Origin of the sequence: Streptomyces sp. NRRL S-495 (genome assembly GCF_000966955.1) — a bacterium.
Taxonomy (GTDB): domain Bacteria; phylum Actinomycetota; class Actinomycetes; order Streptomycetales; family Streptomycetaceae; genus Kitasatospora; species Kitasatospora purpeofusca.
This window is the reverse complement of record NZ_JZWY01000489.1, coordinates 1-11,754: the sequence shown is the minus strand read 5'-3', so window position 1 is coordinate 11,754 and position 11,754 is coordinate 1. Positions and strand designations below refer to the sequence as shown.

Annotated in this window: 8 protein-coding genes, 2 tRNA genes and 1 pseudogene; 3 read left to right on the top strand and 8 right to left on the bottom strand. The window is 70.8% G+C overall.

What is annotated here, in order from left to right; genetic code table 11:
* Positions 1–1,091, top strand: a 1,091-nt coding sequence (locus tag VR45_RS24495) for a chitinase (protein ID WP_045941986.1), incomplete at its 5' end; no start/stop codon positions are given.
* Positions 1,092–1,160: 69 nt separating this feature from the next.
* On the opposite strand, the gene VR45_RS24490 is transcribed toward VR45_RS24495, so the two are convergent.
* The 7 genes and pseudogenes from VR45_RS24490 to VR45_RS24460 all read right to left on the bottom strand — a co-directional run bounded on the left by VR45_RS24490 (position 1,161) and on the right by VR45_RS24460 (position 9,933).
* Entirely contained in the window at positions 1,161–1,697 is a 537-nt protein-coding gene (locus tag VR45_RS24490; protein ID WP_045941985.1) for a hypothetical protein, read from the bottom strand.
* Positions 1,698–1,973: 276 nt separating this feature from the next.
* Positions 1,974–4,629 (bottom strand): annotated as a pseudogene (locus tag VR45_RS24485) (valine--tRNA ligase).
* 172 nt (positions 4,630–4,801) lie between these two features.
* Complete coding sequence (gene clpX / locus VR45_RS24480) at positions 4,802–6,091, bottom strand: ATP-dependent Clp protease ATP-binding subunit ClpX (protein ID WP_030397392.1); 1,290 nt, start codon at positions 6,089–6,091, stop codon at positions 4,802–4,804.
* 278 nt (positions 6,092–6,369) lie between these two features.
* Positions 6,370–7,032 carry an ATP-dependent Clp protease proteolytic subunit gene (locus VR45_RS24475; RefSeq protein WP_045941984.1) on the bottom strand — a complete coding sequence of 221 codons (663 nt, stop codon included), beginning with the start codon at positions 7,030–7,032 and terminating at the stop codon, positions 6,370–6,372.
* Positions 7,033–7,089: 57 nt separating this feature from the next.
* Positions 7,090–7,695, bottom strand: a complete 606-nt coding sequence (locus VR45_RS24470; RefSeq protein WP_107084257.1) for an ATP-dependent Clp protease proteolytic subunit — start codon at positions 7,693–7,695, stop codon at positions 7,090–7,092.
* A 283-nt stretch (positions 7,696–7,978) separates the two neighbouring features.
* On the bottom strand, positions 7,979–9,382 hold the full coding sequence (tig, locus tag VR45_RS24465; protein ID WP_045941983.1) for a trigger factor: 1,404 nt from the start codon (positions 9,380–9,382) through the stop codon (positions 7,979–7,981).
* 477 nt (positions 9,383–9,859) lie between these two features.
* Positions 9,860–9,933 (bottom strand) — tRNA-Pro (locus VR45_RS24460).
* Between the two features lie 144 nt (positions 9,934–10,077).
* Here VR45_RS24460 and VR45_RS24455 point away from each other — a divergent pair.
* Positions 10,078–10,151: transfer RNA gene (locus tag VR45_RS24455), tRNA-Gly, on the top strand.
* A 91-nt stretch (positions 10,152–10,242) separates the two neighbouring features.
* On the opposite strand, the gene VR45_RS24450 is transcribed toward VR45_RS24455, so the two are convergent.
* Complete coding sequence (locus tag VR45_RS24450; protein WP_045941982.1) at positions 10,243–10,806, bottom strand: hypothetical protein; 564 nt, start codon at positions 10,804–10,806, stop codon at positions 10,243–10,245.
* Between the two features lie 244 nt (positions 10,807–11,050).
* On the opposite strand from VR45_RS24450, the gene VR45_RS24445 reads away from it, so the two are divergent.
* Positions 11,051–11,754 (top strand): DUF6348 family protein (locus VR45_RS24445; RefSeq protein ID WP_045941981.1); only part of this gene is annotated, 704 nt, incomplete at its 3' end.

The following is an 11,754-nucleotide window of genomic DNA, read 5'->3' as shown; positions in this document are numbered from 1 at the left end:
CCGCGACCACCAGCGTCACCGTCTACCTGCACGGCTGGTACGGGCAGCCGGCCTTCCTGGCCGACGACGTGTCCCTGCTCGGCCCGGGCGACCCCAAGCCCTCCCCCACCGCGACCAGCCCCACCCCGACCGGCACCGTCGGCCCGTCGCCCACCGACACCACCACGCCCTCCCCCACCGCCACCACGCCCCGGCCGCCGGCCAGGCACCTGCTCACCGGCTACTGGCAGAACTTCGACAACGGCGCCACCGTGCAGCGGATCAGCGACGTCCCGGCCGCGTACGACATCATCGCGGTCTCCTTCGCCGAGGCCACCGGCACGCCCGGCGGCCTGGGCTTCGCCCTGGACCCGACCCTCTCCTCCCGGCTCGGCGGCTACACCGAGGCGCAGTTCAAGGCCGACATCGCGGCCAAGAAGGCGGCCGGCAAGAAGGTGATCCTGTCGGTCGGCGGCGAGAAGGGCACGGTGTCCGTCAACAGCTCCGCCTCCGCCACCAACTTCGCCAACAGCGCCTGGTCGCTGATGCAGAGCTACGGCTTCGACGGCGTCGACATCGACCTGGAGAACGGCGTCAGCTCCACCTGGATGGGCCAGGCGCTGCACACCCTGGCGGCCAGGGCGGGCTCCGGCTTCACGCTCACCATGGCGCCGCAGACCATCGACATGCAGTCGACCGGCGCGGAGTACTTCAAGCTGGCGCTGAACGTGAAGGACATCCTCACCATCGTCAATATGCAGTACTACAACTCCGGCGCGATGCTGGGCTGCGACGGGCAGGTCTACTCCCAGGGCACCGTCAACTTCCTGACCGGGCTGGCCTGCATCCAGCTCAAGGGCGGGCTGCGGCCCGACCAGGTCGGACTCGGCGTGCCGGCCTCCACCAGCGCGGCCGGCGGCGGCTACGTCAGCCCGGCGGTGGTCAACAACGCGCTGGACTGCCTGGCCGCCGGCACCAACTGCGGCAGCTTCAAGCCCGACACCAAGTGGCCCGGGATCGGCGGGGCCATGACCTGGTCGACCAACTGGGACGCCAAGTCCGGCGGCGGCATCGCCTCCACCGTCGGCTCGCACCTGCACGCGATGCCGTAACCGGCGCGCGGCCCCGCCCCGGCGGGACCGGAGGCCCGGAGGCCCAGCGGGACCGGAGGCCCGAGCCGGTCAGACTCCGGCCCGGGCCTCCGGCACGCCTGCGGGCACCCCGCCGTGCCGGCGGCGCAGCTCGGCGGTGATCTCGGCCAGCTCCCCCTCCGGCAGCAGCGGCAGCATCATCGCGACACCCTGGAGCAGCCCGCCGAGCAGGAAGGTGGTGTCGGGGGTGGCGGCGACCAGGTCCCGGACCTCCGCCACCTCGCCGGCCGCGACCGCCTCGATCAGCCGGGCCGCGTCCACGCCGTCCTCCTCGACGAGCACCGCGCCGGTGTCGCTCGGGGCCCGCCGGGCCATCGACCGCAGCACCCGGTCGCCCACCTCGGGCGCGTAGGCCTTGCGGACCGCCTCGGCGGCGATCCAGGTGAGCAGCGTGGCCACCTCGCGCTCGACGTGCTCGTCCAGCAGCCGGTCCAGCGCGTGGTCGAACGCGAGCTGGTTGCCGTGCCGGAAGGCGAGCAGCAGGGTCGCCGCGCGCGCCTTGGCCTCCTCGACCGCCTCGGCAGGCAGCTCGTCGGCCAACACCTCGGTCACCACCACCACGCCCATGCCCTCCCGTCGTCCCTCACTGTCCGGAACTCGAAGCACACCGTACACATCCGACCTGCGAAATTCCGCGAAACCGCGCGGGCAAGACCGGAATCAATTCGGGCGGAATAGGACCTCACCCGGTCCAGGATGAATATTCGCCGGAAGGGAGCAACGAATTGGGCTATTGGGACGCCCGATCAGCCGACATCCGGAAAAACGGAGGAGCCGCACCCCGCGTCGGCGGGGTGCGGCTCCTGGTGGACCGGGTGACGGCTCCGGGGAACCGTCGGCGCGTCAGCCCTGCGGCAGCGCCGCGAGCTGGGCGGTGATCCGGGCGATGTCGGCCTCGGCGGCCTCCTGGCGGGTCCGGATCTTGGCGACCACGTCGTCCGGCGCCTTGGCGAGGAACGCCTCGTTGCCGAGCTTGCCGGCGGTCTGGGCCTTCTCCTTCTCGGCCGCGGCGAGGTCCTTGGCGAGGCGCTTGCGCTCCGCCGCGACGTCGATGGTGCCGGACAGGTCCAGCGCCACGGTGGCACCGGCGACCGGCAGCGAGGCGGTGGCCGCGAAGCCCTCCTCCGGCACGGTCAGACGCAGCAGCGAGCGGATCGCGTCCTCGTGGACGGCCAGCACGGTGCCGTCCAGGTCCAGCCGGGCCGGGACCCGCTGGCCCGGCTTCAGGCCCTGGTCGGTGCGGAACCGGCGCACCTCGGTGACCACCCGCTGCAGGGTGGCGATCTCCGCCTCGGCCCCGGCGTCGCGGAACCCGCTGTCCTGCGGCCAGTCGGCGATGACCAGCGACTCGGCCCCGGTGAGCGTGGTCCACAGCGTCTCGGTGACGAAGGGCACGATCGGGTGGAGCAGCCGCAGCGTGATGTCGAGGACCTCGCCGAGGACCCGGCGCGCGGCGTCGGCCTGCGGGCCGCCCTTGGCCAGGGTGGTCTTGGAGAGCTCCACGTACCAGTCGAAGACCTCGTCCCAGGCGAAGTGGTACAGCGCCTCGGAGAGCTTCGAGAACTGGTAGTCGTCGTACAGCGCGTCCACCTCGGCGACCGTGCTGTTCAGACGCGACAGGATCCAGCGGTCCGCCGCCGTCAGCTCCTCCGGCGCGGGCAGCGGGCCCTCGACGGTGGCGCCGTTCATCAGCGCGAACCGGGTCGCGTTCCAGATCTTGTTGGCGAAGTTGCGGGCCGCCTGGACCCAGTCCTCGCCGATCGGGACGTCGACACCCGGGTTGGCACCGCGGGCCAGCGTGAACCGCAGCGCGTCCGAGCCGTACTTGTCCATCCAGTCCAGCGGGTTGACCACGTTGCCGAAGGACTTCGACATCTTCTTGCCGTTCTGGTCACGGACCATGCCGTGCAGCGCGATGGTGTGGAACGGCGGGGTGCCGTCCATCGCGTAGAGCCCGAACATCATCATCCGGGCGACCCAGAAGAACAGGATGTCGTAGCCGGTGACCAGGACGGAGTTCGGGTAGAACTTCGCCAGGCTCTCGGTCTGCTCCGGCCAGCCGAGCGTGGAGAACGGCCACAGGCCCGAGGAGAACCAGGTGTCCAGGACGTCGGTGTCCTGGTGCCAGCCCTCGCCGGCCGGCGGCTGCTCGTCCGGGCCGACGCAGACGATCTCGCCGTTCGGGCCGTACCAGACCGGGATCCGGTGGCCCCACCACAGCTGGCGCGAGATGCACCAGTCGTGCAGGTTGTCCACCCAGTCGAAGTAGCGCTTCTCCATCTCCTGCGGGTGGATCTTGACCCGGCCGTCCCGGACGGCGTCGCCGGCCGCCTGCGCCAGCGGGCCGACCTTGACCCACCACTGCATCGACAGCCGCGGCTCGATGGTGGTCTTGCAGCGCGAGCAGTGGCCCACCGAGTGGACGTACGGGCGCTTCTCGGCGACGATCCGGCCCTCGGCGCGCAGCGCGGCGACGATCGCCGAGCGGGCCTCCAACCGGTCCAGGCCCAGGAACGGGCCGTGCGCGGTGATCACCGCGTGCTCGTCCATCACCGCGATGTTCGGCAGGCCGTGGCGCTGGCCGATCTCGAAGTCGTTCGGGTCGTGGGCCGGGGTCACCTTGACGGCGCCGGTGCCGAACTCCGGGTCGACGTGCTCGTCGGCGACGATCGGGATCCGGCGGCCGGTGAGCGGCAGCTCGATCTCGGTGCCGACCAGGTGCCGGTAGCGCTCGTCGTCCGGGTGGACGGCGACCGCGGTGTCACCGAGCATCGTCTCGGCCCGGGTGGTGGCGACGACGATGGAGTCCTCGCCCTCGCCGTAGCGGATCGAAACCAGCTCGCCGTCGTCGTCCTGGTACTCCACCTCGATGTCCGAGATGGCGGTCAGACAGCGCGGGCACCAGTTGATGATGCGCTCGGCCCGGTAGATCAGCTCGTCGTCGAAGAGCTTCTTGAAGATGGTCTGGACGGCCTGCGACAGGCCCTCGTCCATGGTGAAGCGCGTCCATGGTGAAGCGCTCGCGCGACCAGTCGACGCCGTCGCCGAGCCGGCGCATCTGGCCGGAGATCTGGCCGCCGGACTCCGCCTTCCACTTCCAGACCCGCTCGACGAACTCCTCGCGGCCCAGGTCGTGGCGGGACTTGCCCTCCTTGGCCAGCTCGCGCTCGACCACGTTCTGGGTGGCGATGCCGGCGTGGTCCATACCGGGCTGCCACAGCGCCTCGAACCCCTGCATCCGCTTGCGGCGGACCAGGGCGTCGATCAGCGTGTGCTCGAAGGCGTGGCCCAGGTGCAGCGAGCCGGTGACGTTCGGCGGGGGGATGACGATGGTGAACGGGGGCTTGTCGCTCGTGGCGTCGGCGGTGAAGTAACCGCGCTCTACCCAGCGCTCGTACAGCTCGCCCTCTACGTCCGCCGGAGCGTAGGTCGTCGGGAGGGTGGCTGCGTCGTCCCCTGCGGGCGTGCTCGCGGGGCGCTGGTTCGTGGTGTCGGTCACGACGGACAGTTTACGTACCCCGGGAACCCGGTTACGAACGCCTTTCACCCCCCGGACTGCCGGCCCGACCCGGAAGGGCGCGCACGCGAGGGCCCCGGTGCCGCCACGAGGGCGGTACCGGGGCCCCGGTCCCGGCCCGGGAAGACCGGGCCGGAGAGGTCTCGGGCGGGGCTCAGGCGCTCTTGTCGCGCCGCTCCCGCTTGATCATGTCGCGCGGCACCAGGGTCGGGATGGCGTGCTTGGAGACGACGTCCCCGGTCACCACCACCCGGGCGACGTCCTGACGCGAGGGAACCTCGTACATCACGGACATCAGCACCTCCTCCATGATGGCCCGCAGACCGCGCGCGCCGGTGCCGCGCAGGATCGCCTGGTCCGCGATGGCCTCCAGCGCGTCCCGGGAGAACTCCAGCTCCACACCGTCGAGTTCGAAGAGCTTGCGGTACTGCTTGACCAGCGCGTTCTTCGGCTCGGTGAGGATCTGCAGCAGCGCCTCGCGGTCGAGGTTGTGCACGCTGGTGATCACCGGGAGACGGCCGATGAACTCGGGGATCATGCCGAACTTGACCAGGTCCTCCGGCATCACCTGACGGAAGTGGTCGCTGGCGTCCTGCTCCCGCTTCGAGCGGATGTTCGCCCCGAAGCCGATGCCCTTGGCACCCGCCCGGCCCTCGATGATCCGCTCCAGGCCCGCGAACGCGCCGCCCACGATGAACAGCACATTGGTGGTGTCGATCTGGATGAACTCCTGGTGCGGGTGCTTGCGCCCGCCCTGCGGCGGCACCGAGGCGGTGGTGCCCTCCAGGATCTTCAGCAGCGCCTGCTGCACACCCTCGCCGGAGACGTCCCGGGTGATCGACGGGTTCTCGCTCTTACGGGCGACCTTGTCGATCTCGTCGATGTAGATGATCCCGGTCTCGGCCTTCTTGACGTCGTAGTCCGCCGCCTGGATCAGCTTGAGCAGGATGTTCTCGACGTCCTCGCCGACATAGCCGGCCTCGGTCAGCGCGGTGGCGTCCGCGATCGCGAACGGCACGTTCAGCATCCGGGCCAGGGTCTGCGCCAGCAGCGTCTTGCCGGAGCCGGTCGGACCGAGCAGCAGGATGTTGGACTTCGCCAGCTCGATGGCGTCCTCGCGGCCGTTCCCGCCGCTGCGCCCGGCCTCACCGGCCTGCACCCGCTTGTAGTGGTTGTAGACCGCCACCGACAGCGCCTTCTTGGCGAGGTCCTGGCCGACCACGTACTGGTCGAGGAACTCGTAGATCTCGCGGGGCTTCGGCAGCTCCTCGAAGCGCACCTCGGAGGTCTCGGCGAGCTCCTCCTCGATGATCTCGTTGCACAGGTCGATGCACTCGTCGCAGATGTACACGCCTGGGCCGGCGATCAGCTTCTTCACCTGCTTCTGCGACTTGCCGCAGAACGAGCACTTGAGCAGGTCGCCACCGTCTCCGATGCGTGCCACGAGGTGCTTCCCCTTCGCCAGGGGCCCCGCGGGGTTTCCGGGGCCTGGTGCTGTGGACCGAAGACGCCGACGGCGATCGGTCTCGCTGTCCGACGGTACTCTGCCGAGCCGTCGATTCCGCCCTCTTCGCCGGGTCTGCCCTACGCCCTGGGCGAATTGATACCGAACAGATGCCGTCGGAGGAGCCACCGGTGCGCCGGAGGCGGGGCGCGCGAACCGATCGCGCGCCCCGCCCCGGCCCCCGCGGCCCGAGGACGGCGCCGCGGGGGGTGCTGGCCTCAGGAGGTCAGCGAGGCCTTGCGGGTCGAGATGACCAGGTCCACCAGACCGTACTCGACGGCCTCCTCGGCGGTGAGGATCTTGTCGCGCTCGATGTCGTCGCGGACCTCCTCGACCGACTTGTTGGAGTGCTTCGACAGCATCTCCTCCAGCTGCTCGCGCATCCGGAAGATCTCGCGGGCCTGGATCTCCAGGTCCGAGACCTGGCCGCGGCCGGTCTCGGTGTAGGGCTGGTGGATCAGGATGCGGGCGTTCGGCAGCGCCATCCGCTTGCCGGGGGTGCCCGCCGCCAGCAGCACGGCCGCCGCCGAGGCCGCCTGGCCCATGCAGACGGTGGTGATGTCGGGCTTGACGTACTGCATGGTGTCGTAGATGGCCGTCAGGGCCGTGAACGAGCCGCCGGGCGAGTTGATGTACATCTGGATCTCGCGGTCCGGGTCCATCGACTCCAGGCACAGCAGCTGCGCCATGATGTCGTTGGCCGAGACGTCGTCCACCTGGGAGCCGAGGAAGATGATGCGCTCCTCGAACAGCTTGGCGTACGGGTCGTACTCGCGGATGCCCTGGGAGGTGCGCTCGACGAAGCGCGGGACGATGTAGCGGCCCTCCGCTCGCATGTCCTCGACGCGGGCCTTGGCGGCCGACAGGCTGGGGATGTTCATGGGTGTTCTGGTCCTCCGGAGCGTTGTGGCTGTGGTCTCGTGGGCCCGGGGCGGGGCTCAGGCGCCGGTGCCGCCGCCGCCGGGGACGTCCGCGGCACTGTGCATGATCGCGTCGATCAGGCCGTAGTCCAGGGCCTCCTCCGGGGTGAACCAGCGGTCACGGTCGGAGTCCTGGGTGATCTGCTCGAAGGACTGGCCGCTGTGGAAGGCGATCAGCTCCGACATCCGCTTCTTGGTGCGCAGCAGCTGCTCGGCCTGGATCCGGATGTCCGTGGCCGAACCGCCGAGGCCGGCGGACGGCTGGTGCATCAGGATGTTGGCGTTCGGCAGCGAGAAGCGCTTGCCCTTGGCGCCCGCGGTCAGCAGGAACTGACCCATCGAGGCCGCCATGCCCATCGCGATCGTGACGACGTCGTTCTTGATGTACTGCATGGTGTCGTAGATCGCCATGCCGGCCGAGATCGAGCCGCCCGGAGAGTTGATGTAGAGGAAGATGTCCTTGTCCGGGTCCGCGGCCAGCAGCAGCAGCTGAGCGGTGATCTTGTTGGCGATGTCGTCGTCGACCTGCTGACCGAGGAAGATGATCCGCTCGTTGAGCAGCCGGTTGTAGACCTGGTCGCCGAGGCCGCCGAGCACGTCACCAGCGGCGGCGTGCGGCGCCATCGGGCCGGGCATCTGCATCTGCGGGTACGTCACTTAGCCACCTGCTCAGTCGATTTGGACGGTCGCTCCACGGCCGTCACGGTGTCGCACAGCTTCCGGGTATCACGTCGTGATTGTTGCTGTCCATGGACCCTAACGCGCAGGCCGGGCCGCAGAATCCCTCACGCAGAACTGTTCGCTGTGAGCGCAGGGTTCACGGCGGACCACAACGCAGCGGGCCCGGACACCGTACGGCGTCCGGGCCCGCTGTCGGACCTCGGGGCGAGCGAGGCTACCGGGGCGATCAGGCCTCGGTCTTCTCCTCGGCCTTGGCCTCGGCCTCGGCGGCCGGGGCCTCGACGGTCTCGGCCGACTCGTCGGCCTCGTCGTCGTCGAAGTTGACCTCGTTGCCCTCGGTGTCGACGACCTTGGCGGCCTCGACCACGGTGGCCAGCGCCTTGCCGCGGGCGACCTCGCCGACCAGCAGCGGAACCTGGCCGCCCTGGACGACCTGCTGGGCGAACTGGTCCGGGGTGAGACCCGAGCCGGCGGCGCGACGGATGAGGTGCTCGGTCAGCTCCTCCTGGGAGACGTTGAGCTCCTCGTCGGCGACGATCTGGTCCAGGACGAACTGGGTCTTGATGCCCTTCTTCGCCTGCTCCTCGGTCTCCGCCAGGAACTCCTCCTCCGACTTGCCCTGGGTCTCCAGGTAAGCCGCCAGCGTGAGGCCCATCGGCTCCAGCTGGTGGTGCTCCAGGTTGTGCTTGCGGGTCTCGATCTCGTCCTTGAGGAGCTTCTCCGGGAACTCGATCTCGACCAGGCCGAGCAGCGCGTCCAGCACCTTCTCCTGGGCCTGGGTGGCCTGGTCGTACTCCTTCATGCGCTCGAGGCGCTTGCGGGAGTCGGCCTTCAGGTCCTCCAGGGTGTCGAACTCGCTCGCCAGCTGGGCGAACTCGTCGTCCAGCTCCGGCAGCTCCTTCTCCTGGACCGCGGTGACCTTGACGGTGACCTCGGAGGTCTGGCCGGCCTGGGTGCCGCCCTTGAGCTCGGTGGTGAAGGTCGCGGTGCCACCGGCCTCCAGGCCGACGACGGCCTCGTCGATGCCGTCGATCAGACGGCCCGAGCCGATCTCGTAGCTGACGCCGGACGCGGTGCCGTCCTCCGGCACCTCGCCGTCGACCTTGGCCTCGAGGTCGAGGACCACGGTGTCACCGGCGGCCGCGGCGCGCTCGACGTCCTTGACCGAGGAGAAGCGCTCGCGCAGCTGCTCCAGGGACTTGTCGATGTCCTCGTCCGAGACCACGATCGGGTCGACGGTGACCTCGATGGCCGAGAAGTCCGGGAGAGTGATCTCCGGACGGATGTCCACCTCGGCGGTGAACTTCAGGTCGCCGCCATCGGCGATCTTCTCGACACCCTCGATGTTGGTGATGTCGGGCTGTCCGAGGACCTCGATCTTGCCCTCGTCGACGGCCTGCGTGTAGAAGCGCGGCAGGGCGTCGTTGACGGCCTCCTCCAGCACGGCACCACGGCCGAAGCGCTGGTCGATGACCCGGTTCGGGATCTTGCCCTTACGGAAGCCCGGGACCGAGACCTGCTGGTTGATCTTCTTGTACGCCGCGTCGAGGCTGGGCTTGAGCTCCTCGAAGGGCACCTCGACGGTGAGTCGAACCCGGGTCGGGTTCAGAGTCTCGACGGCGCTCTTCACGGTTGGGTCTCCTATGGGGCTTGCGGTCGGGTTGCCTGCACCCTCCCCGGACGGCCGGCCGGAGCCGGTTCGGTCGAGTCGGGCGAGACGGGCGATGGGCGGTTGGAGCTGCATCTCCCGTGGGGGGTGGACGGTGAGCGTGACTCCTCGCCCTCGTGCGGTCGGCCTGGGTTGACGCCACAGGGACTACCGCCAGCGCCCCATCCTACCGGTACCACGAAAGGCGGACGCCAGGGCGCCGCCGTCAGCGGCCCTTCGGGGCCGTTCCGGGGTGTTTCCGGCCTGTTCGCGGGCGATCGGGGAGGCGGCCGCGCCCGGGGGCGCGCGCCCCGGGTGTGGCGTGCGGCACTCTTTCCGGTGAGCGCTCCGCACGGCACGACGGGACACCGCGGGGACGGACGGGAAAGGGCCGGGTCGGGTCCGGTCGGGCACCAACGACAACAGGGCCCCGCCGTGGGCGAGACCCTGCGCACTCTGTCGGGGTGGCCGGATTCGAACCGACGGCCTTCCGCTCCCAAAGCGGACGCGCTACCAAACTGCGCCACACCCCGTGGTGCCGAGAGGAAGCGTACACGCCGGGCCCTGCCGGATCGGCGAGATATTCCGAGGCCCTCACGGGAATGGGGTGTGCGCGCAGCCGACCGGACCAGGTACGCTGTTCCCGACCTTCCGTCCGGTGACGGCCGGGGGATCGCGCGGGCGTAGCTCAATGGTAGAGCCCTAGTCTTCCAAACTAGTCACGCGAGTTCGATTCTCGTCGCCCGCTCCACAGAACGGCCCCGAGGGATGCTGAGCATCCGTCGGGGCCGTTCGCATGTCCGGGGTCGTTCGCAATTCCGGGGCCGTCCGGCACGGGCGGTTCAGAGGCCGAGCCGGGCGGCGCGGGCGGCGGCCCGCTCCAGCAGCCGGTGCACGTCGGACTGGCGGGTGGAGGGCCGGTCGTTGAACTCGTCCGGGGAGCTGACCCGGCGGCCGGTGGTGTGCAGCACCTCCATCAGCTGGACCCGGGCGGTGCGGACGGTGGCCGGGGTGCCGTAGCCGTGGGCGAGCACCGCGGCCTGGGCGCCGAGCAGGCAGACCCGGCCGGCCCCGTCCCACATCGCGCCCTGCAGCCATCCGTGCGCCGTGATGTAGCGGGAGGCGAGGCCGAGGTGCTCGGCGGCGGTCACCGGCACCGGCCGGGCCGGGCGGCGCAGCGCGCGGTCGAGCAGGGTGGCGCGGGGCGGGGCGTGGTCGGCGTACCAGGGCCGGAGCACCGAGCCGAACGGGCAGACGTACGGCCCGCCGTGGGGCGGGAGGTAGGGCGCCGGGGTGCGCGCCGGGGCGGGCAGCGAGGCCAGGTACGCCTCGATCTCGGCGACCAGGCCGGAGGCGTCCGGGGTGAGCAGCGGTGCCGGCGGGGGTTTCGGGGCGGTGCGGGGCATGCGGGGTTCTCCAGGCGGTGCCAGTGGTGTCCGCTACCCAAAGTGGGGCATCAGTGACATTCCCGCGACCGGAGCGAGGGGGCCGCGGGGCCGGGCACGCCCGGACCGGGCCGGCCTGGGCCCCGGCGGGTCCGGGCAGTTTCCCGGCGGGCCTCCGGGCCGATAGCCTCGGCGGCGTTCGAGAGCAGTTCGACGGGCAGACGACAGTTCGAGACGATTCGAAGCCCCGAGCCTAGGAGTCCCCGTGCGCCCGCAGGACCGACTGGCCGTCATACAGCGCTGCGTGGTCCGGGAGATGGCACGGCTCGGGCAGGTGTTCACCGCCGACGGCGAGGTGGTGCGCGGTCCCGGCACCACGGCGGTGGCCGTGCGCGAGCACCAGGACGGCGAGGGCCCCGGGCACGTCGACCTCGGCTGGGTGCTGGAGCTCGGCCGGGCGGACGCGCCGGTGGTGTGGGACTGCACGGCGGGCCTCGGCAAGACCGAGGAGGAGAAGCTCGACAACGCGGTGCGGATGTGGGCGACCACCACGGCGAGCGCGCTGGTCGAGCTGCAGGAGGGCCGCGGCGCTCACGGCGACCACGCCGACCACCCCGAACTGCCGGGCTGGCACGCCGTCCAGGGGCCGGCGGCGGTGTTCGGGTTCGGCAACGAGCGGCTGGCCGCCTGGCTGGCCGGGAACCGGGTGGTGCCGGCGCTGGCGCCCGCGCTGCTGGCGGAGCTGGCCGGGCCGGGCGGGCGGCGGCCGCACGGGGTGAAGCTGTTCCTCGGCGGCCGCGCGGGGGACGACGTGGCCGAGGTCCGGGTCGACGGCGAGGTCAGCGAGGCGGCCTCGGCGGCGCTGCGCGCGCTGGACTGGCCGCGCGGCGAACGGCTCTGCTGGGCGCGGCTGTTCGTCCTGCTGACGGCCCACGGGGAGCCGTCGGCCCGGCCGGCGGCCGCCGATGG